The organism is Sinomonas halotolerans (genome assembly GCF_039615075.1).
Taxonomy (GTDB): domain Bacteria; phylum Actinomycetota; class Actinomycetes; order Actinomycetales; family Micrococcaceae; genus Sinomonas; species Sinomonas halotolerans.
In genome coordinates this window covers 24,627-45,164 of the sequence record NZ_JBDFRB010000002.1, presented here as the reverse complement: position 1 = coordinate 45,164, position 20,538 = coordinate 24,627, and the positions used below count along the sequence as shown (strand labels likewise).

Genomic DNA, 20,538 nt, shown 5'->3' with positions numbered 1-20,538 from the left:
TCGAATCAGTTGAGTTCTACAGGGCGTAGAAGTGACGAAGGTCACGGGGCTGCGCCTCGGAAGCCGGTGAGGGAGGCGGCAAGCGCAGCCGCCTGCTCGCGGGCGTCCGGCACGACCGCCGCGAGGCCATTCCCGGCGGCCCAGCCGCCGACCACCGCGAGGCCCGGCTGCTCGGACACGAGCGCCCGGACAGCGGCCACGCGCTCCCGGTGCCCCACCGCCGCGAAGGGCAGGGCGCCCTCCCAGCGCACCACGTCCCAGCCGAGCACCTGGTCCGGGCCCAACGGCACCCCGAGGAGGGCCGAGGCGTCCCGGAGGCCCGCCGCGAACAGCGCGTCGTCGGTCTCGGGCTCCCCTGCCCCGGCCGCGCCGGGCTCCTCGGCGCGGCCGTACGAGAGACGCACCACGTGGATCCCGGGTCCGGCCTCCTCGGCCAGCCAGTCCCACTTCGCGGTGGCGTGGGTGAGCGCCTTCGCCTGGACGCCGTCCACCTGGGGCGCCACGAGCATCCCGGTGCCGCGCGGCCGGGACTCCAGCTCGGGGCAGTCCAGGACGAGCGTCACGAGCTTGACCTCGGGGCCGGGCACGGGCTCGTGGCCCGCGAGCGCGGGGACCGCGTCGGAGAGGAGTTCGACGGCGGCGGGCCCGGGGAGCGCGACGACGACGACGTCCGCCTCGTGCGCCGCTCCGCCGGCAGCCTCCACGCGCCACAGGGCCTGGCCCTCCCGTCCCAGGAGCCGCTCGAGCCGCTCGGCGCGCTGGCCGTCGAGCAGGAGCACCCCCTCGGCGGCGAGCCGGTCCACGAGGGCGGCGATGAGCCGGTTCATGCCGCCGCGGATCCCCGCGACGGCGGACCCGGCCTTGGCCCCGTGGCCCACACCCCGCTGGGCTGCCACCGCCGCCGCGAGGGATCCCCTCTCGTGCAGGAGCCGCCGGAGACCGGGGGCCACCATGTCGACATCGAGCAGCGCCGGGTCGGCGGAGTGCACGCCGGCCACGACGGGGGCCACGAGCCGCTCGAGCACGCGGGAGCCCATGCGCGTGCGCACGAGCCGGGCGACGCTCTGCTGTCCGCTCGGGGGCCCTGCGGGCAGCAGGCGGTCCAGAGAGGCCCGCAGCGATCCCCAGAACCCGAGCGCTGCGCGCACCTCCGGGGCCCAGGGCCTCGCCGGGATGCCGAGCACTCCGGTCTTGGGGAGTTCCTGGGGACCGGCGGGCAGGAGCACCCAGGCCCCGGAGCCGTGCGGGAGCACGATCTCCTGGGCGAGGCCGAGCTCCTCGAGGAGCAGGGGGACGGCGTCCGTCCGGGTGGCGAAGGACTCCGCGCCGCTGTCCAGCCGCAGCCCCGCCACCTCGTGCTCGCCGATGCATCCGCCCCACCGGGTGTCCGCCTCGAGCACTGCCACGGACAGCCCAGCGCGGCGCAGCACGAGCGCCGCGACGAGGCCCGACACGCCGCCGCCCACCACGACGGCCCGCGCAGGCGCGTCCGCGCCCGCTGTGTGCCCGCCGGACCGCGTCTGGCCGGAGGGCGGGGTCTCGGTCCGGGACGGGGGCGCGTCAGCCGGTCCATCGTGCGGCATGCGGGCTCCTGGCGTCAGTGCGTGATCGAGTGGACGAGCTCGACGACGCGCGTCAGCACGTCCGGATCCGTCTCGGGCGGGACGCCGTGGCCGAGGTTCACCACGTGGCCGGGCGCGGACGCGCCGGCGCGGACCACCTCGCGCACATGGGATTCGAGGACATTCCAGGGCGCGGAGAGGAATGCGGGGTCGATGTTGCCCTGGAGCACCACGCGGCCGCCGAGGCGGCGGTTGGCCTCGTGGAGCGAGAGCCGGTAGTCGACGCCGACCACGTCGACGCCCACCTCGTACATCGCGCCCAGGAGCTCGGACGTGCCGGTTCCGAAGTGCACGAGGGGGGCGCCGAGGTCGCGCACGTGGTCGAGCGCGCGGGAGGAGAACGGTGCCACGAAGCGGCGGTAGTCCTCGAGGCCGAGCGAGCCCGCCCACGAGTCGAACAGCTGCCCCGCGGAGGCGCCGGCCTCGATCTGCGCACGCAGGAAGCGGCCGGAGGCGTCTGCCGTCCACTCCATGAGCGCGGCCCACGTCCCCGGGTCGCCGTGCATCATGGTGCGCGGGCCGAGGTGGTCGCGCGACGGGCGGCCCTCGACCATGTATGCGGCCACGGTGAACGGCGCTCCCGCGAAGCCGATGAGCGGCGTCGTGCCCAGCTCGGCGACCGTGAGCCGGACGGCCTCGCGGATCGGTTCGAGCGCGGCTTCCTCGAGGCGCGGCAGCGCGGCCACGTCCGCGGCGGTGCGGATCGGGCTCTCGAGCACGGGGCCCACCCCGGGGACGATCTCCACGCCGACGCCGGCGAGCTTGAGGGGGATGACGATGTCCGAGAAGAAGATGCCGGCGTCGACGTCGTGCCGCCGCACGGGCTGGAGCGTGATCTCTGCGGCGAGGTCCGGGCGCAGGCACGACTCGAGCATGCCGATGCCCTCGCGCGCCTGACGGTACTCGGGGAGGGAGCGGCCCGCCTGCCGCATGAACCACACGGGCTTCCGGCTCGGCCTCCCCCCGCGGTATGCGGTGATGAGCGGCGACTGCGCCGTCCGGCCGTCCTTGAGGGGGTGGTCTGCGCTGAGGTTCATAGGGGGATTCTCTCAGAGGGCATCAAGACTCATGGCGACAGCCTGTCTGCGCCCCGCGGGCCGGCGCGGACTCGGGGCAGCGTTTTCTACACGCTGACGAAAAGCTATGATGGGACCGCTGTGGTTGTTTTCTCTCTCGTCGCGACGCACGCGGACATCGATCTGGAGACCGTTGCCCAATTGAGCAACGGCGCTGCTTCCGTGGCCGCTGCCGCCTCCGGGACGCCGGCGGTGTCCGGCACGGTGGTGCTCGCGACCTGCAACCGCTACGAGATCTATGCCGAGGCCCCAACTTCGCAGGACCTCGAGGCAGCCCGCTCCGCCCTCGTGAGCGAGATCAGCGCCCGCAGCGGCCTTCCCGAGCAGACCGTCTCCAGCTCCTTCGCGTACAAGCACGGGAGCGACGTGGCCCGCCACCTCTTCGCCGTGAGCTCCGGGCTCGACTCGGCCGTGGTGGGCGAACGCGAGATCGCCGGCCAGGTGCGCCGCGCGCTCATCTCGGCCCAGCAGGACGGCACCGCGAGCCCCGCGCTCGTCCGCCTCTTCCAGACCGCCTCGAAGACGGCCAAGGACGTCGGCGCCCAGACCGCGCTGGGCAGCAGGGGCCTCTCGATCGTCTCCGTCGCCCTCGACCTCGCCCAGGACCTCGCCGAGGATCCCTCGTGGTCCCGCAAGCGCGCCGTTCTCTTCGGGACCGGCGCCTACGCCGGGGCCACCATGGCCCTCCTGCGCGAGCGCGGGTGCGCCGAGGTTGCCGTCTACTCGTCTTCCGGGCGTGCCGAGGAGTTCGCCGCCGCCCGCGGTGCGCGCGCCCTCACGTCGGAGGAGCTCCCCGGCGCCATCGCCGAGGCGGACCTCCTGATCGGGTGCAGCGGATCCGACACGGCCATGGAGGCCGTCGAGCTCGCGGCGATCCGCGAGGGCGCCGAGCATCCCCTCACGGTCATCGACCTCGCCCTGACCCATGACTTCGACCCCGCGGTCGGAGGGCTCGAGGGGGTCGAGCTCATCACGCTCGAGTCCGTGCGCCTCGCCGCGCCGCAGGAGCAGGCGGAGTCCCTCGCGCAGGCCAGCGCGATCGTGAGCATGGCCGCGGAGGACTTCGAGTCGCAGAGGCAGGCGCGCCAGGCCGACGCCGCGATCGTCGCGCTCCGCCGGCACACCATGGCCGTGCTCGACTCCGAGATCGAGAAGGTCCGTGCCCGCCACGGCTGCACTGCCGCGGCCGAGGAAGTTGAGTTCGCCATGCGCCGCATGGTCCGCCAGCTCCTCCACACCCCCACGGTCCGGGCCCGCCAGCTCGCCTCCGAGGGGCGCGAGGACGAGTACCTCGCCGCGCTCGACGCGCTCTACGGCCTCTCCGTCGAGGTGCCGCACGCCGCGGAAGCCGGCCAGCCGCCGTCGGGCGCCGACTGCCCCGTGGACCACTCCCGGGCCGTCTGACCCGGGCCTCTGCCCACCAGCGTGCCGGCACCGCGTGCCGCACGCCGGCCAGACCGTCTCAGTACACCGGCTTCCCGGGCTCCACGTCCCGGACCCACGCGAGCACCCCGCCGTCGAGGTGCTTGGCCTTCGCGAAGCCCGCATCGAGCGCCGCGGCCAGCACGGCCGCCGACCGGGTCCCGGCCTTGCAGTGGAACACCACCTCGCGCTCGCGCGGCAGCTCGTCCCACGCCTCGCCCGAGAGGAGCCTGCCCTGCGGGATCAGCCGCGCACCGGGGATCCCCACGATCGTGGCCTCGCCCGGCTCGCGGACGTCGACGAGCTCGAAGTCGCGCAGGCCGGCCTCGCGGGCGGCGAGCATGGTCGCGAGCTGGGCGGCGCTCACCGTGCGGTCGGTGCCCGGAGGCTCCGCCGGAGTGACCCCGCAGAAGGCCTCGTAGTCCACGAGTTCCGTGATCGGCGCGGCCTCGGGATCCCTCGCCACACGGATCTCGCGCCAGGTCGCGGTGAGCGCATCGTAGAGCTGCACCCGGCCCAGGAGGGTTCGGCCGACGCCGGTGATGAGCTTGACTGCCTCCGTCACCATGGACGCGCCGATGGTCGCGCACAGCATCCCGTACACGCCCCCCTCGCCGCACGAGGGGACCGACCCGGCGGGCGGGGGCTCCGGGTACAGGTCGCGGTAGGTGGGGCCGTGCTCCTCCCAGAACACGCTCACCTGGCCGTCGAAGCGGAAGATCGATCCCCAGACATAGGGGATGCGGGACAGGGCTGCGGTGTCGTTGACGAGGTAGCGGGTGGCGAAGTTGTCCGTGCCGTCGAGGACGAGGTCGTACCCGTTGAACACCTCGAGGGCGTTGGAGGCGTCGAGGTGGACCTCGTGCAGCCGCACATCCACGTGCGGATTGAGCCTCGCGATCGCGTCGCGGGCGGACTGCGCCTTGGGGCGGCCGACGTCCTCCATGCGGTGGATCACCTGCCGCTGGAGGTTGGTGAGGTCCACGGTGTCGTCGTCGACGATCCCGATGGTGCCGATCCCGGCGGCGGCGAGGTAGAGCAGCGCCGGGGAGCCGAGTCCCCCGGCGCCGATGACGAGGACCTTCGCGTTCTTGAGCCGGCGCTGCCCCAGCTCCCCGATCTCGGGGATGATCACGTGCCGCGAGTACCGCTGGGTCTCCTCGGGCGTGAGCGTCGCCGCCGGCTCCACGAGCGGCGGCAGGGCGGTGGTCTCATCGCGTGCCATGCATCCAACATAGGCCCGCAGACGGCAGGTGACCCAGTCCGGCGGTCCGGCAGGCCCGCCGCGACAGGCAGGGACCGGAGCCTGCGCGCCCTGCAGCGTGTGGCGAGGCTAGAGTGGTAGCAACGTTTGGGCAAGGCTCCACGAGGCCTGAACCCCCAGAGAGGCATGAACCGTGAGCACCGAACCGCGAGCGTCCACACACCGTTCCCCCCGGCTCCCCCGCGACGAGCGGAGGGCCCAGCTCCTGACCGCGGCCCTCGAGGTCTTCGCCGCGAACGGCTACCACGGCGCAGCCATGGACGAGATCGCCGAGGCCGCGCAGGTGAGCAAGCCGGTCCTCTACCAGCACTTCCCCTCCAAGCGCGAGCTGTACCTCGCGCTCCTGGACAGCCACCTCGCCACGCTGACCGACCTCATGCGGGCGGCCCTCGCCTCGACTAGCGACAACCGCGAGCGCGTGCGCGCCGTGATCCACGCGTACTACCAGTTCATCGCGGCGGACGACCAGGCGCACCGGCTCGTCTTCCAGTCGGACCTCCTGAACGACCCGGACGTGGCAGCGCGCCTCGAGACCTTCAACCGGGGGTTCTCGGAGGCGATCGCCGAGGTGATCGCTGCTGACACGAACCTCCCGCTCGTCGAGGCCCAGCTCCTGGGCCGGGCGCTGGCCGGCATGGCGCAGGTGAGCGCGCGCCACTGGCTCGAGCAGTCCTCCTCGCTCGAGCTCGAGGTCGCCGCGGACCTCGTGACGAGGCTCGCGTGGCGCGGGATCTCCCGCTTCCCGAAAGAGGCCTGAGGGAGCATAAGGTACTGGAAGGACGCACGTGCCCCGAGGTCCAGCCCGGGGCCCAGTCGGTGCGACAACGATCCAAGGAGTCTGTTTACGTGGAAATCAAGATCGGCATCCAGAACGTGGCCCGCGAGCTCGTGCTCGAGTCCGAGAAGGACGCGGACGAGGTGTCGAAGCTCGTCGCGGAGGCCGTGTCCTCCGGTTCGCACCTCCGGCTCGAGGACGAGAAGGGCCGTCAGGTGATCGTCCCCGGCGCTGCAATCGCCTACGTCGAGCTCGGCGCGCAGGAGCAGCGCCGCGTGGGCTTCGGCGCGCTCTGAGGCACCGCGCGCGTGGAGACTGTCTGGTCCCTCGTCATCGTGCTGATCGTGGCCGCGTCCGCCGGCTTCATCGTGTGGGCCTCTGACCGGCGGCACCATGCCTACGGGATCATGCTCCCGGTGGGGGCCGCGGTGGCGGCCGCCTCCCTGGCGTGGACCATCGCGGTGGCGGCGGGCGCGGGCTACACGGCCGGCCTGACCTGGATGCCGTGGGTCCTGCCGATGGCGGCGGCGGTGGCGGCCGCCCTCGCCTCTGCCCTCGTGGTGGGGCGTCGGCGGGTCCAGGCGGACACCGAGGCGCTCACCGAGATCCTCAAGCGCTGACCCCTGGCTCAGCCGCCGGCCCCGCCCGCGCCGGGAAGGCGCTCCGGCTGCGCCGTGGCATCGAGCGTCTCGGCGTGCACGAGGCAGCGGTGCGCGGCGGCGGCGTCGAGCGTCGTGATCTTCCCTCCCGCGTCGTGGGTGGCGAAGCGGAGCACCACGCGGTTGTACCGCCAGTCGAGGTCAGGATGGTGGCCGAGCTCCTCGGCCACCTCCCCCACGGCCGCGATGAAGCGCAGGGCCGCTGCCGCGCTCGGCAGCCGGTACACGGCGGCCAGTCCCTCAGGGGTGGCCCTCCACCCGGGGAGCCGTGCGAGCTCGCCTTCGAGCTGCTCGTCGCTGAGGACGTCCATGCTTCCGAGGGTAGCGCTGGCCTGTGTCCCCGTCACCGGCCGGGCAGCACAGGGCTCACAGGAATTCTGCCCTGCCCTCCATGGGGCTCGAGGCGAGCGCGTGCTCGCGGCGCGGGATGCGCCCGGCCCGGGCGGCGAGGCGTCCGGCGACGACCGCGTGACGGAACGCGGCCGCCATCCGCGCCGGGTCCTGGGCACGGGTCACAGCGGTGGCCAGAAGCACCGCATCGCAGCCGAGCTCCATGGCGAGTGCCGCGTCCGAGGCCGTCCCGATGCCGGCGTCCAGGACCACGGGGACGGATGCCCGCGCCACGATGAGCTCGATGTTGTGCGGGTTGAGGATGCCCAGTCCGGTGCCGATGGGGGCGCCGAGGGGCATGACGGCGACCGCGCCGAGCTGCTCGAGCCGCCGCGCGAGCACCGGGTCGTCGTTCGTGTAGGCGAAGACCTTGAAGCCGCGCGCCACGAGCTGCTCCGTCGCGTCGGCGAGCTCGATCGCGTCCGGCAGGAGCGTCGTCTCGTCCGCGATGACCTCGAGCTTGACCCAGTCCGTCTCGAGCGCCTCGCGCGCGAGCTCGGCGGTCAGGACCGCATCCCGCGCCGTGAAGCATCCGGCGGTGTTGGGCAGGACGCGGATGCCCAGCCCGTCCAGGAGCTGGAAGAGCGAGCCCTGCTCGGCGGGCGAGTACCGGCGCATCGCGACCGTGGTGAGCTCGGTGCCGGAGGCCTCGAGCGCGGCGCCGAGGCCCTCGAGGCTCGGCGCGCCGCCGGTGCCCATGATGAGCCGCGAGCCGAGCGCGACCCCGTCGATCACGAGCGCGTCGGCTGCTGCCGGGAGCGTCTCGGCTGCCGTGCCGGCGTGGGGTCCGGTGTCGGACTGGGTCATGTCAGCCTCCCTGCATTGCGGTGACGAGTTCGACGGCGTCTCCCGCCGCGAGCGCGGTGGCGCCCCAGAGCCCTCTGGGCACCACCGCGGAATTGAGGGCGACGGCGACGCCGAGCCTGCCGCCGTCGGCCGGCCGCCCGTCGGGTGCGAGACTGCGGCCCGTCGTCTCGGCGACGAGGGCGAGCACGGTCGCCGGCTCGGGGACTCCGCGGGCCTGCCCGTTGACCGTGATCCCTGTAGTGGTCGTCTCCATCTCACGTCCCTCCGTGTGCGGCGGCGGCCGCGCGTCCTGCAGGTGCGAATCGGTCGGGCAGGAATGCCTCCCACCGGGGGTCGGCGTGCCCGTCGAGGAGCCCGAGGACCACCCGCGCCGCGGCGGGCGCGAGCAGGACCCCGTGGCGGAAGAAGCCCGTGGCGACGATGAGCCCGGGAACGTGTCCCCCGCCGTCGTGCGCCCTCACGCGGCCAAGGAGCGGCGCGTTGTCCGGGGTGCCTGGGCGGGCGCGGGCCGTCGCCTCGAGGAGCTCGAGCTCCGCGACGGCGGGCACGAGCGCCTGGGCGTCCCGGAGCAGCTCGTACACTCCGCCGGCGAGGACTCCCTCGGCGCCGTCCTCGCGCTGGGTCGCCCCGATGACCGCGGTGCCGTCCTCGCGGGGGACGATGTACACGGGGCGTCCGCGCACGAGCCCGCGCACGGTCGAGTCGAGGAGCGGGCGGAGGCGCTCGGGGACGCGCAGGCGCAGGATGTCCCCGTGGACTGGGCGCAGCGGGAGCTCCACGGGCAGGCCGCCGAGGCCGCGGGCCCCGAGGCCGTTGGCTACGACCGTCTCGGGCGCCCGCAGGACGCGCCCGTCCTCGAGCCGCACGCCCGCGATCCCGGTCCCGGGGCCGTCGGCGACGAGCGACTCGGCCCGCGAGCGCAGGACCGCGCCCGGCCCGTGCTCGGCAGTGAGCGCGTCCACGAGGGAGGCGGTGAGCCGGCGCGGGTCCACCTGGTGGTCCGCGGGGATCTCGAAGGCGCCGGCGAGGGACGGGGCGATGAGGGGCTCACGGGTGCGGGCCTCGCGGAGGGACAGTGGCCGTACGTCCAGTCCGTGGGCCTCTTGGACCGCGCGGAGGTCCGCAAGGGCCTGCCGGTCCGCGGGATCGAACGCGAGGCACAGGGTGGGGGTCCCGAGGTAGCCGCATCCCGCCCCCACGCCGTCGGCGAACTCCGGCCAGGCACGGGCGGACTCGAGCATGAGCCCGAGCAGCCCCTCCTCCTGGTAGTGGTACTCGCTCACCGCGGCGAGCATGCCCGCGGCCGCGTGGCTCGCCCCGCTCCCCGGTGCCGGATCCACGACGACGACGCGGCGGCCCGTGCGCGTGGCCTCCCACGCGATAGCCAGTCCGATCACCCCGCCGCCGACCACGATCACGTCGGTGCTGTCCATGGTTCCTTCCCTCCGCCGGCATGACCCGGATCAGGTGTGGCGGTCGGCGCTTGCCCTCTCAGCCCGCCGCCGCGCGCCCGGCAACGGCCGGTCACACTCGCGGGCTCCCGCAGTACTGCGCACTATTCTAGGTCCATGCTTCTGCGCGACGCCCAGCTCTACGTGTGCACCGACGCCCGCAAGGACCGCGGGGACTTCGAGGAGTTCCTCGACGCCGCGTTCTCGGGGGGCGTTGACATCATCCAGCTGCGGGACAAGGGGATCGAGGCGGCCGAGGAGCTCGAGCTGCTCGCGGTGCTCCGCGCCGTGGCCGAGCGGCACGGGAAGCTGTGGTCCGTCAACGACCGCGCGGATATCGCAGTGCTCTCCGGCGCGCCCGTCTTCCACGTGGGCCAGAAGGACCTTCCGCTCGCGGCGCTGCGCCGGATCGTGGACCCCGCCGTGGCCGTGGGGATCTCGACGCACTCCCCCGAGCAGGTCGACGCCGCTCTGGCGGCGGGCGCGCCCGGGAGCCGCCCTGAGGCCGCCGGCCCCGGCGCCCCGCGACTGGACTACTTCTGCACGGGCCCGCTCTGGGCCACCCCGACCAAGCCGGGCCGCGCCGCCGTTGGCCTGGGACTCGTCGAGCATGCGGCGCGCCGTACCCGGGAGTCGCTCGACGCCGCGCAGTCGCCCGGGCAGGCACCCCTGCCCTGGTTCGCGATCGGCGGGATCGACCACGGCAACGTGGGGCAGGTCGTGGACGCGGGGGCGAGCCGCGTCGTCGTCGTGCGCGCGATCACCGACGCGAGCGACCCCGCCGACGCCGCCGCGCGGCTCCGTTCCCAGCTGCCGGCCCTGCCCACGCTGCCGCAGACGGCGCGCGCATGACGACGGTCGCCTACCAGGGCGAGCCAGGCGCCAACTCGCACATGGCCGCGCTCGAGGCCTTCCCCGGGGCGCGCACGCTGGCCTGCGCGACCTTCGAGGACGCGTTCGGTGCCGTCGGCTCGGGCGCGGCCGAGCTCGCGATGATCCCGATCGACAACTCCGTGGCAGGCCGGGTCGCGGACATCCACGTGCTCCTCCCGGACACGAGCCTGCAGATCATCGCCGAGCACTTCCTGCGCATCCGCTTCAGCCTCATGGGGGTCCCCGGCTCGACCCTCGAGGGCGCGCGCGAGGTCCACAGCCATGTCCACGCCCTCGCGCAGTGCCGCGGGTTCATCCGCGCCCACGGCCTCAGGCCCGTCGTCGCCGGGGACACGGCAGGCTCGGCCCGGGAGGTGGCCGAGGCGGGCGACCCGGCACGGGTCTCGATCGCGCCGCCGCTCGCCGCCGAGCGCTACGGCCTCACGGTCCTGGCCGAGGACATCGAGGACGAGAAGCACAACACCACCCGCTTCGTGGTGCTGGCCCCGCCGCGGCCGTTCCCGGAGGCCGGCTCGGAGCAGTTCGTGACGAGCTTCGTGTTCCGCGTCCGCAACCTCCCCGCCGCGCTCTACAAGGCGCTCGGCGGGTTCGCGACGAACGGCGTGAACATGACCCGGCTCGAGAGCTACATGGTGGGCGGGCGCTTCGCCGCGACCATGTTCATGGTGGACGTGGAAGGGCACCCGGACGAGCCGCCGCTCGCGCGGGCCCTCGAGGAGCTCGCCTTCTTCTCGGAGGAGCTGCGCATCCTCGGGGTGTTCCCCGCGCACCCCCGACGCTTCGGGGCACAGCCCTAGCGCTCCTGCGCAGGAGGGCTAGGCTGGCGCTCGTGGCCCACTCTCACCTGACGCCGAAGATCTCCCCCACCGCCCCCGCCGAGCGGCGGGAAGTCCTCGAGAGGGCCTTCACAGCGCTGCGCGAGGAATTCGGGCTCGGGAACGGCTACCCGCAGGATGCAGTGGAGGACGCCGAACGGGCGATCGCGGCGCTCACCCTCCCCGCGGAGGACCTCACCGGGATCGGCTTCGTCACGATCGACCCGCCCACGTCCACGGACCTCGACCAGGCCCTGCATATCGCCCGCGACGGCGAAGGCTACCGGGTGCGGTACGCGATCGCGGACGTGCCGGCGTTCGTCGCCCCGGGCGGGCCCCTCGACGCCGAGACGCGGCGCCGGGGGCAGACCCTGTACACGGTGGACGGCAAGGTCCCCCTGCACCCCGAGCAGATCAGCGACTCGGCGGGCAGCCTGCTCGAGGACCAGGTGCGGGGCGCGTTCGTGTGGGACTTCCGCCTCGACGCGGCGGGCGAGGTGGCCGCCGTCGGCCTCGTGCGGGCCACGGTGCGCAGCCGCGCGAAGATGGCCTACGCCCAGGCGCAGGAGCAGATCGAGGCGGGCACCGCCGTCGAGCCCCTCCTGCTCCTGGCGGAGGTGGGGCGCCTGCGGATCGCGCTCGAGCGGGAGCGCGGCGGGGCGAGCCTGAACCTGCCCGACCAGGAGATCGTCACGGCGGACGGCGGCGGCTACCGCATCGAGGCCGCCCCGCCCCTGCCCGTCGAGGAGTGGAACGCCCAGATCTCGCTCATGACCGGGATGGCGGCCGCCCAGATCATGCTCGAGGGCCGGCTCGGGATCCTGCGCACCATGCCCGCCCCGGACGAGCGCTCCCTGCGCCACTTCCGGCGGCAGACCCACGCGCTCGGCCGGCCGTGGGACGGCGAGATCCCCTACGGCGAGTACCTGCGCACCCTCGACGCCTCGCAGCCGCGCCAGCTCGCGATCCTCCACGCCGCGGCCGCGCTCTTCCGCGGTGCCGGCTACACGCCGTTCGACGGCGAGCTGCCGCAGGAGACGCTGCAGGCTGCCCTGGGTGCCCCATACGCGCACACCACCGCGCCGCTGCGCCGCCTCGTGGACCGGTTCGTCCTCGTCATCTGCCACGCGCTGGCCAACCGCCATGAGGTCCCGGGCTGGGCGCGCGAGGCGCTGCCCGCCCTCCCGGCCCTCATGGCGTCCTCGGACCAGCTCGCCGGGCGCGTGGAGCGCGCGTCCCTCGACCTCGTCGAGGCAGCCCTCCTGGCCCACCGGGTGGGCCACGAGTTCGACGCGGTCGTGATCTCAGGCTCCCGGCCCGCCGCCGGGGAGGGGAACGGCGGCGAGCGCCGGCCCTCCCCGCTGGACCGGATCGCGAGCTCCCAGAACGGGGGGCGCACGCAAGACGGCGGAGCCCGGCCGGCCGCGGACGGGGACCACCCGTCGGCGGGTGACGCTGACGAGGGACAGGGGTCGGGCGCGCGCGAAGGGGCGCCAGCGCGCGGCGAGCGTCCGCCCTTCGGCACCGTGCAGCTCGCCGATCCCCCGGTGACGGCGCGGTGCGACGGCGAGATGGAGTCCGGGACAACCGTGCGCGTGCGGCTCGTCGCGGCGGATGTGATGTCGCGTTCCGTCCGGTTCGAACTCGCCTGAGCCCGCCCACCGGTCCGCCGCATCTCCGCCGGTTCCCCGCATCCCCGCCGGTCCTCTGCATCCCCGCCGGTCCCCCGCATCCCCGCCGGTTCCCCGCATCCCCGCCGGTTCCCCGCATCCCCGCCGGGCAGAACCCCCTCGGATGCAGCGACCCCCCGCGTCCGGCAGAACCCCGCCGCTTTCCCGCATCCCCGCCGGTCCCCAGCCTTCCTGCCGGTCCTCTGCATCCCCGCCGGTCCCCCGCCTTCCCGCCGGTCCTCTGCATCCCCGCCGGTCCCCCGCCTTCCCGCCGGTCCTCTGCATCCCCGCCGGTCCCCCGCCCGCGCATCCCAGTCCGCTTGTCCTCCACAGCCGCATCCTGGGCGAGTCGTCCACATGGGCAGCATTCATCCGCCGCACATCCGTTGCGGCATTCAGACTGCAGGCATGGAAGCTCACCTCCCCGACCTGGCCCAACTCGGTCCCCGGCCCGAGTTCGCCCGCGGACTCTGCACGTCCCGCGAACTCCAGCTCCTGGGCATCGGCGAGCGCGCTGCGGCGGATCTGGTGTCCTCCGGCGCGCTCGTGAGGCTGCGGCGGGGGTGCTTCGCCACCCGTCAGGAGGCAGCACCGCGCGAGCAGGTGCACGAGCAGGACACGGCAGCGCGGCTCCTGAACCTGAGAGGACACGCCTGGCGGAGCTACTCGGCTCTCGGGGGCTGGAACTTCGCCTACGCCTCGGTGAGCGCGGCACTGCTGCACGGACTCGCACTGTGGACTCCCGAGAGGCGTCTCCATGTCGTCCAGGCCTTCGCGTCATCCTCCGGGGACCATGCGGCCGACGTCGTGAAGGCCCAGCGGGCTCCCCTCGACGTGGAATCGGTCACTGGCATGCCCGTCATCCCGGTGGCCGATGCCGTCGTCGACTGCCTGCGCATCCTCGGCTTCGAGTCGGCCATGATCGTCTGCGAATCGGCGCTCGCCCGGGGGCTGGGGCGCGATGAGCTCAACGCCGCACTCGAACGGGCCGCTGGCAGGCGGGGCATCGGCCGCGCCAGGTCCATCGCGGCGTCCGCGAGCTCAGGATCCGAGTCACCGGCCGAGACCAGGGCGCGTCTGCTCCTCCTCGCACTGACGCTGTCCGCGGGCCTCCCCGTGCAGCAGTTCTGGGTGACCGTTGCAGGCCGGAGGTTCCGGCTGGACAACGCATGGCCCGACCTGATGGTTGCACTTGAGGTGGACGGACTCGTCAAGTACGTCGGCCCGGCGCAGACGGCCGAGGTGATCCGTGCGGAGCGGGAACGCGAGAAGGCACTGGCCAACGCCGGTTGGACCATCGTCCGTATCACCTGGTCCGACCTCGACCAGCCGAGGAAGGTAGAGGCCATGCTCGCCCACGCCTTCGAACGGGCCCGCCGGATGCGCGCGGCGTGACGGGTTCCCCCCGGCCGGTGCGCCGATGCGGGAGAACGGCCGCCCGCACGGTACCCTTGAAGGGTTACTGGATGCCCGGTCGTACAGCCGCGATCAGCTTTTTTCCCTGCCGGTGCGTTTCACCGGCGCTCGACAAGCCCGCGATCGGCTTCCGCTGAACGGCCGGCGCGCGCCTCTGCTCCGGATGCTCTGACACGCCGCAAGGCGGTCCGCGTCCGTCGAGCACGAACCCGCTCGGGCCCAGACGGAGGGAACCTACCCCTTGAACGAAGTCCACACCCACGAGCTCCTGACCGACGATTCGGGCACGGAGGTCCTCGAGACCGAAGAGACCATCACCAACGACGCCCCGGTGCGCCAGGAGAGCCAGCAGACGTTCTCCGACTACGGGGTGGCCCCGGAGATCGCGCAGTCCCTCGCGGATGCCGGGATCCTGCACCCCTTCCCCATCCAGTCGATGACGCTCGGCGTGGCCCTCGGCGGCCATGACATCATCGGCCAGGCCAAGACCGGCACGGGCAAGACCCTCGGCTTCGGCATCCCGGCGCTCCAGCGCACGCTCCCCTCAGACCACCCGGACTACGCCAAGCTCCCGGTCCCCGGCGCGCCCCAGGCGCTCATCGTGGTCCCCACCCGCGAGCTCGCCGTCCAGGTGGGCAAGGACCTCCAGACGGCGAGCAAGCGCACGTCGCTGCGCGTCGAGGTCATCTACGGCGGCCGCGCCTACGAGCCGCAGATCGAGGCCCTCCAGCGCGGCGTCGACGTCGTCGTCGGAACCCCCGGCCGCCTCATCGACCTGCACCGCCAGCGCCACCTGAACCTCAAGAACGTCCGCATGATCGTCCTCGATGAGGCCGACGAGATGCTGGACCTCGGCTTCCTCCCGGACGTCGAGACCCTCATGGGCGCGGTCCCGGCGATCCGCCAGACGCTCCTGTTCTCCGCGACGATGCCCGGCCCGGTCGTGGCCATGGCCCGCCGCTACATGAGCCAGCCGACCCACATCCGCGCCTCGGACCCGAACGACGACTCGATCACGAAGAAGGACATCCGCCAGGTCATCTACCGGGCTCACCAGCTGGACAAGGACGAGGTGGTGGCGCGCATCCTCCAGGCGGAGGGCCGCGGCCGGACGATCATCTTCACCAAGACCAAGCGCACGGCCGCGAAGCTGTCCGAGGAGCTCGTGGACCGCGGCTTCGCCGCCGCGGCCCTGCACGGCGACCTGGGCCAGGGCGCCCGCGAGCAGGCCCTGCGCGCGTTCCGCAACGGCAAGGTGGACGTCCTCGTCGCCACCGACGTCGCCGCCCGCGGCATCGACGTCGAGGACGTCACGCACGTGATCAACTTCCAGTGCCCCGAGGACGAGAAGACGTACCTGCACCGTGTGGGCCGCACGGGCCGGGCCGGCAACAAGGGCACGGCCGTGACGTTCGTCGACTGGGAGGACGTGCCACGCTGGGGCCTCATCAACAAGGCCCTCGGCCTCGATGTCCCCGAGCCGGTCGAGACGTACTCGTCCTCGCCGCACCTGTACACGGACCTCACCATCCCTGCGGGGACGAAGGGCCGCCTCCCGCGCCACAAGCGCGTCCTCGAGGGCGTCGACGCGGAGGTGCTCGAGGACCTCGGCGAGCCCGGGCGGAAGAAGGGCGGGCGCGGCCGCCGCGACGAGAAGCCGCGCGGCAGGGGCGCGTCCGCGAAGGAGGGCACCGCCGGCGGCCAGCGCACTGAGGACGGGCAGCGAGCCGAGGACGGCCCGACCGGCGGAGAGAAGCAGCACCGGGAGGGCCGGCGGCGTCGCTCCAAGGGCGCGGCCGACGCCGTTGCTCCCGCCGCCGAGGGTGCCGAGACCGCACCGGCCGACGGTGCCGGCAAGTCGGGCCACGGCCACGGCCGCGCCGACCGCCCGGCTCATTCCGAGCCGACGGGCGAGGGGCGCCGCCGTCGCCGCCGCGGAGGGGCCGGCGGAGGCGAGGCGCAGCAGGAGCAGGCGCCGGTTCGCGCCTCGGCTGCCTCAGCCGTCCAGCTGACGCCCGGCGAGGACGGCACGCGGCCCGACCGCGGGGTCGCGGCAGCGCGCCGTCGCCGGTCGCGCACGCGCCGGGTCGACGGCGAGGTCGTGGCGCGCGGAGAGGCCGAGTAGGCCGCATTGACAGCAATCCCCGGCGCCGGCGGCGCGGGCGGCACGCCACCGCTCCCCGCCGGCGGCCTCTGGGCCCCTGACGGCCCCGACCTCGTGGTGGAGGCGGACAACGCCCGCGTGCTGGCGGCGCTCCCGGACGGGGCGTTCACCATGGTGTACATCGACCCGCCGTTCAACACCGGGCGCGCCCAGAAGCGCCACGAGACCACAGTGGTGCGCGCCGCCTCCGGTGACAGGGTGGGCTTCTCGGGCCAGCGGTACGAGACCATCAAGGGCGCCCTGCACCGGTACGACGACGCGTTCAGCGACTACTGGGCGTTCCTCGAGCCGCGGCTCGTCGAGGCGTGGAGGGTCCTCGCCGAGGACGGCACCCTGTACCTGCACCTGGACTACCGCGAGGTGCACTATGCGAAGGTCATGCTGGACGCGGTCTTCGGCCGGGACTGCTTCCTCAACGAGATCATCTGGGCCTATGACTACGGCGCGCGCACCAAGCGCCGGTGGCCCACGAAGCACGACAACGTGCTCGTGTACGTCAAGGACCCCCAGCGCTACCACTTCGACTCGGAACAGGTGGACCGGGAGCCGTACATGGCGCCGGGCCTGGTCACCCCCGAGAAGCGCGCGCTGGGCAAGCTGCCCACCGACGTCTGGTGGCACACGATCGTCTCCCCCACCGGGCGTGAGAAGACCGGCTACCCGACCCAGAAGCCGGAGGGCCTCCTGCGGCGCATGGTCACCGCCTCGAGCCGGCCGGGCGACTGGGTCCTTGACTTCTTCGCCGGCTCCGGCACGCTGGGAGCCGCCGCGGCGGCGCTGGACCGGCGGTTCGTGTGCGTCGACGAGAACCCCCAGGCGATCGAGGTCATGGCCCGCAGGCTCCCGTCCGCGCGGGTGCTCAGCCTCGGCTAGGGCCAGGGCTTAGGGCTTAGGGCTTAGGGCTTAGGGCTACGGTGCGGACTGGCACCACTGGATGCCGTTGTCCGTCTGGCGCTTGGAGAACGCCACGCCACTCGGGTCGCACACCGCCGAGTTCTCCAGCAGCGCATCCGCGCCGCCGTTCTGGAAGTTGCCGTGGGCGCCGGGAGTCAGCGGGACGGTGCCGGGAGGCACGAAGACCCACACCCCGTACTCCTGGATGAAGGCCCAGTTGCCCTCGATGTGCACGTGGAAGTTGGGGCCGGGAACGAACTGGTAGTCGGTTCCGGTGTACGCGGGCCGGCTCTCATTGACGCAGTGGAGGGCCTGGGCGGGCGCGGCGATGAAGGTCAGCGCGGCTGCGACGCCGAGGGTCGCGAGGGTCTTGCGGAACATGCGGACTCCATCTCGGGTCATGCGAGACCACTGATGCTGCGGCCACCGGCCGTCCCCCAGCACTGGCAAGCGTAGGGCGGTCCCGCTGCGGCCGGAAGGCCTCGCTCAGAAGTCGGCCGGGGGCGCGCGGCGGCGGCGCTGAGCCGGGGGCGCGCGGGTTGACGCTGAGCCGGGGGCCCCGAGCCGGAGGGTGGACGTCTGGCCCGGTCAGGGGCGCACGACGGCGGTCCCCCGCCCTTGGCGCTCGACCTCGGCGAACGCGTCGGGCGAAGTGAGGTTCTCGCCGAGGCGGTTGGGCTTGCCCGCCCCGTGGTAGTCGGACGAGCCGGTCACGAGCAGACCGTGCTCGCGGGCGAGGGCGAGCAGGAACGGGCGCCGCTCCTCGGGATTGTCGCGGTGGTGGACCTCGAGGCCGGCCAGGCCCGCCTCGATCATCTCGAGGTAGACCGCCTCCCCCACGGTCCGGCCCCGCGCGGACGCTACAGGGTGGGCGAACACCGGCACGCCGCCGGCCTCGCGGACGAGCGCGACGGCTAGCGCGGGCTCGGGGGCGTAGTGCTGGACGAAATAGCGCGAGCGTGACGAGAGGATCGTGGCGAACGCCTCGGTGCGGTCCCCGACCAGGCCGGCGGCAACGAGGGCGTCGGCGATGTGCGGGCGCCCGACGGTGGCGCCGGGGGCCACGTGCTGCGTCACGTCGTCCCACGAGAGCGGGTAGTCCTCCGCGAGCAGGGAGACCATGTGCTCGGCACGGGAGAGCCTCGCGTCCTTCGCCTTCGTGATCTCCTCGAGCAGGCCGGGATGCCCCGGGTCGTGGAGGTAGGAGAGCACGTGCACGCTGATGCCCTCGGGGGTGCGGCACGAGACTTCCATGCCGGGGACGAGCGCCACACCGTGCGCCACGGCGGCGGCCGAGGCCTCGTCCCACCCGTCGGTGGAGTCGTGGTCCGTGATGGCGAGGACGTCGAGGCCCGCGCGCGCGGCCGCCGCGACGAGCTCGGCGGGGGTCTCGGTGCCGTCGGAGACGCGCGAGTGGGCATGCAGATCGATCCTCACGCCCCCACCATAGCGCCGGGGTGGACAAGCGGGGGCCCGATGGAAGAATGGCACAGTGACTGTTTCAGATCCCATGGCCGGCGATCCCGGCGTGACCACGAGCGAACCCCAGGACGTGCCGGCGCAGGCGATCGAGGACCGGGTCAACAACCGGTCGCAGCGGCCGTCGTCGGATGCCTTCAAGGCGTTCATGGCCTCCCACTGGGCCCCGGCGGACGGGGCGCTCCCCGCACGGGCAGAGGTCGCTGCACACGCCGAGCGCCGGCGTCGTGCGATCTCCGAGCGCTTCCCCGGCGAGCGCCTCGTGGTCCCTGCGGGCCCGCTCAAGGTGCGCTCCAACGACACGGACTACCGCTTCCGCCCCCACTCCGCCTTCGCGCACCTCACCGGCCTCGGCCTCGACCACGAGCCGGACGCCGTGCTCGTCCTCGAGCCGGTGACGGCAGGCACGGGCGACGGCGGCGGGAACCACGCCTCGACCCTCTACTTCCGCCCGCTCGCCGGCCGGGACACGGCCGAGTTCTACTCGGATGCCCGCTCTGGCGAGTTCTGGGTGGGCGCGCGTCCCACGCTCGCGGCGCTCGAAGCGCTCGTCGGCGTCCCGACCGCCCACCTCGACGGCCTCGAGGTCGCCGTGACGAAGGGCGTCGGCGCCCGCGAGATCGGCGGGCTCTCGGTGCGGCTCGTGCGCAAGGTGGACGAGAACCTCGACGCGCTCGTGGACACGGCCCGCTACAACACGGCCCAGGACCCCGAGTCCCTCGACCTCAGCGTCTTCGACGCGCTCGACGACGAGCTCGCCGAGGCGCTCTCGGAGCTGCGCCTCGTCAAGGACGAGTGGGAGGTGGCGCAGCTGCGCGAGGCCGTGGCCGCGACCGCCGCAGGGTTCGAGGAGATCGTCCGGGTGCTCCCCCGCGCGGTGGCGCACCGCCGCGGCGAGCGCGTGATCGAGACGGCCTTCTTCGCCAAGGCGCGCGAGGAGGGCAACGACCTCGGGTATGACACCATCGCCGCCTCGGGGAACAACGCGACGGTGCTGCACTGGATCCGCAACAACGGCGCAGTGCGGCCGGGCGAGCTCGTGCTCGTGGATGCGGGGGTCGAGGCCGAGTCCCTCTACACCGCGGACATCACCCGCACGCTCCCCGTGGACGGGACGTTCACGGACGTCCAGCGGCGCATCTACCAGGCTGTCCTCGACGCCGCCGACGCCGCGTTCGCCGCCGCCCGCCCCGGGCTGAAGTTCCGCGCGGTCCACGCCGCGGCCATGGAGGTCCTCGCCGCGCGCCTCGAGGAGTGGGGCATCCTGCCCGTCTCCGCCGCCGAGGCGCTCTCCGACGAGGGCCAGCAGCACCGACGCTGGATGCCGCACGGCACGAGCCACCACCTCGGCCTCGACGTCCACGACTGCGCCCAGGCACGCCGCGACCTCTACCTCGACGGCGAGCTCACCCCGGGCATGGTCTTCACGATCGAGCCCGGGCTGTACTTCAAGGCGGAGGACCTCGCGATCCCGGAGGAGTACCGCGGGATCGGCGTGCGCATCGAGGACGACGTCCTCATGACCGAAGACGGAGCGGTCAACCTCAGCGCGGCGCTCCCCCGCACGCCCGAGGACGTCGAAGCCTGGATGGCCTCCCTCCGCTGACCCGCGTTCCGGGTACAGATCGTCGGCCCCTCCCCCCATTCCGGGTACAGATCGTGGGCCCCTCCCGCATTCCGGGTACAGATCGTCGGCCCCTCCCGCATTCCGGGTACAGATCGTCGGCCCCTCCCGCATTC

At 73.4% G+C, this 20,538-nt stretch carries 20 protein-coding genes; 11 read left to right on the top strand and 9 right to left on the bottom strand.

What is annotated here, in order from left to right; all coding sequences use genetic code 11:
- Positions 1 to 41 precede the first annotated feature (41 nt).
- Both hemG and hemE read right to left on the bottom strand, forming a co-directional pair.
- Positions 42 to 1,583 carry a protoporphyrinogen oxidase gene (hemG, locus tag ABCQ75_RS02735; protein ID WP_345882985.1) on the bottom strand — a complete coding sequence of 514 codons (1,542 nt, stop codon included), beginning with the start codon at positions 1,581 to 1,583 and terminating at the stop codon, positions 42 to 44.
- Between the two features lie 14 nt (positions 1,584 to 1,597).
- Positions 1,598 to 2,659: a uroporphyrinogen decarboxylase gene (hemE, locus tag ABCQ75_RS02730; protein ID WP_345882984.1), complete on the bottom strand. Its 1,062-nt coding sequence runs from the start codon at positions 2,657 to 2,659 to the stop codon at positions 1,598 to 1,600.
- A gap of 120 nt (positions 2,660 to 2,779) precedes the next feature.
- Here hemE and ABCQ75_RS02725 point away from each other — a divergent pair, with 120 nt between their 5' ends.
- Positions 2,780 to 4,102 (top strand): glutamyl-tRNA reductase, encoded by a 1,323-nt coding sequence (locus tag ABCQ75_RS02725; RefSeq protein WP_345882983.1) that lies wholly within the window; start codon positions 2,780 to 2,782, stop codon positions 4,100 to 4,102.
- 58 nt (positions 4,103 to 4,160) lie between these two features.
- On the opposite strand, the gene moeB is transcribed toward ABCQ75_RS02725, so the two are convergent.
- A complete protein-coding gene (moeB, locus tag ABCQ75_RS02720; protein ID WP_345882982.1) occupies positions 4,161 to 5,345 on the bottom strand; it encodes a molybdopterin-synthase adenylyltransferase MoeB in 1,185 nt (394 codons plus the stop codon).
- Between the two features lie 172 nt (positions 5,346 to 5,517).
- Here moeB and ABCQ75_RS02715 point away from each other — a divergent pair, with 172 nt between their 5' ends.
- From ABCQ75_RS02715 to ABCQ75_RS02705, 3 genes are all read left to right on the top strand, one after another.
- The gene (locus ABCQ75_RS02715; protein WP_345882981.1) at positions 5,518 to 6,141 is read left to right on the top strand and encodes a TetR/AcrR family transcriptional regulator; all 624 of its coding nucleotides are present in this window, start codon (positions 5,518 to 5,520) and stop codon (positions 6,139 to 6,141) included.
- An 89-nt stretch (positions 6,142 to 6,230) separates the two neighbouring features.
- Positions 6,231 to 6,455: a DUF3107 domain-containing protein gene (locus tag ABCQ75_RS02710; RefSeq protein ID WP_345882980.1), complete on the top strand. Its 225-nt coding sequence runs from the start codon at positions 6,231 to 6,233 to the stop codon at positions 6,453 to 6,455.
- Between the two features lie 12 nt (positions 6,456 to 6,467).
- Positions 6,468 to 6,779 (top strand): hypothetical protein, encoded by a 312-nt coding sequence (locus ABCQ75_RS02705; protein ID WP_345882979.1) that lies wholly within the window; start codon positions 6,468 to 6,470, stop codon positions 6,777 to 6,779.
- Positions 6,780 to 6,787: 8 nt separating this feature from the next.
- Here the strand turns inward: ABCQ75_RS02705 and ABCQ75_RS02700 are convergent, their stop codons facing one another.
- From ABCQ75_RS02700 to thiO, 4 genes are read right to left on the bottom strand one after another with little or no spacing between them, the layout of a single operon-like run.
- Positions 6,788 to 7,129: a 4a-hydroxytetrahydrobiopterin dehydratase gene (locus ABCQ75_RS02700; RefSeq protein ID WP_345882978.1), complete on the bottom strand. Its 342-nt coding sequence runs from the start codon at positions 7,127 to 7,129 to the stop codon at positions 6,788 to 6,790.
- Positions 7,130 to 7,184: 55 nt separating this feature from the next.
- Entirely contained in the window at positions 7,185 to 8,015 is an 831-nt protein-coding gene (locus tag ABCQ75_RS02695; RefSeq protein WP_345882977.1) for a thiazole synthase, read from the bottom strand.
- A 1-nt stretch (position 8,016) separates the two neighbouring features.
- Positions 8,017 to 8,268, bottom strand: coding sequence for a sulfur carrier protein ThiS (gene thiS / locus ABCQ75_RS02690; protein WP_345882976.1), 252 nt, complete (start codon positions 8,266 to 8,268; stop codon positions 8,017 to 8,019).
- 1 nt (position 8,269) lies between these two features.
- Positions 8,270 to 9,448, bottom strand: a complete 1,179-nt coding sequence (thiO, locus tag ABCQ75_RS02685; protein ID WP_345882975.1) for a glycine oxidase ThiO — start codon at positions 9,446 to 9,448, stop codon at positions 8,270 to 8,272.
- A 135-nt stretch (positions 9,449 to 9,583) separates the two neighbouring features.
- Between thiO and thiE the strand changes: the two genes are divergently transcribed.
- The 6 genes from thiE to ABCQ75_RS02655 all read left to right on the top strand — a co-directional run bounded on the left by thiE (position 9,584) and on the right by ABCQ75_RS02655 (position 17,298).
- The gene (gene thiE, locus ABCQ75_RS02680) at positions 9,584 to 10,318 is read left to right on the top strand and encodes a thiamine phosphate synthase (RefSeq protein ID WP_345882974.1); all 735 of its coding nucleotides are present in this window, start codon (positions 9,584 to 9,586) and stop codon (positions 10,316 to 10,318) included.
- Positions 10,315 to 11,157, top strand: a complete 843-nt coding sequence (locus tag ABCQ75_RS02675; protein WP_345882973.1) for a prephenate dehydratase — start codon at positions 10,315 to 10,317, stop codon at positions 11,155 to 11,157. The genes thiE and ABCQ75_RS02675 overlap by 4 nt, the downstream gene beginning before the upstream one ends.
- Positions 11,158 to 11,189: 32 nt before the next feature.
- Complete coding sequence (locus ABCQ75_RS02670; protein WP_427916021.1) at positions 11,190 to 12,827, top strand: RNB domain-containing ribonuclease; 1,638 nt, start codon at positions 11,190 to 11,192, stop codon at positions 12,825 to 12,827.
- A 426-nt stretch (positions 12,828 to 13,253) separates the two neighbouring features.
- A complete protein-coding gene (locus ABCQ75_RS02665) occupies positions 13,254 to 14,240 on the top strand; it encodes a type IV toxin-antitoxin system AbiEi family antitoxin domain-containing protein (RefSeq protein WP_345882972.1) in 987 nt (328 codons plus the stop codon).
- A gap of 262 nt (positions 14,241 to 14,502) precedes the next feature.
- Positions 14,503 to 16,386, top strand: a complete 1,884-nt coding sequence (locus ABCQ75_RS02660; RefSeq protein WP_345882971.1) for a DEAD/DEAH box helicase — start codon at positions 14,503 to 14,505, stop codon at positions 16,384 to 16,386.
- A 6-nt stretch (positions 16,387 to 16,392) separates the two neighbouring features.
- On the top strand, positions 16,393 to 17,298 hold the full coding sequence (locus ABCQ75_RS02655) for a DNA-methyltransferase (RefSeq protein WP_345882970.1): 906 nt from the start codon (positions 16,393 to 16,395) through the stop codon (positions 17,296 to 17,298).
- Between the two features lie 36 nt (positions 17,299 to 17,334).
- Here ABCQ75_RS02655 and ABCQ75_RS02650 read toward each other — a convergent pair whose 3' ends face one another.
- Positions 17,335 to 17,700: a hypothetical protein gene (locus ABCQ75_RS02650; protein WP_345882969.1), complete on the bottom strand. Its 366-nt coding sequence runs from the start codon at positions 17,698 to 17,700 to the stop codon at positions 17,335 to 17,337.
- A gap of 207 nt (positions 17,701 to 17,907) precedes the next feature.
- Positions 17,908 to 18,756 (bottom strand): PHP domain-containing protein, encoded by an 849-nt coding sequence (locus ABCQ75_RS02645; protein ID WP_345882968.1) that lies wholly within the window; start codon positions 18,754 to 18,756, stop codon positions 17,908 to 17,910.
- Positions 18,757 to 18,829: 73 nt separating this feature from the next.
- Here ABCQ75_RS02645 and ABCQ75_RS02640 point away from each other — a divergent pair, with 73 nt between their 5' ends.
- Positions 18,830 to 20,404 carry an aminopeptidase P family protein gene (locus tag ABCQ75_RS02640; RefSeq protein ID WP_345883226.1) on the top strand — a complete coding sequence of 525 codons (1,575 nt, stop codon included), beginning with the start codon at positions 18,830 to 18,832 and terminating at the stop codon, positions 20,402 to 20,404.
- Positions 20,405 to 20,538: the final 134 nt, after the last annotated feature.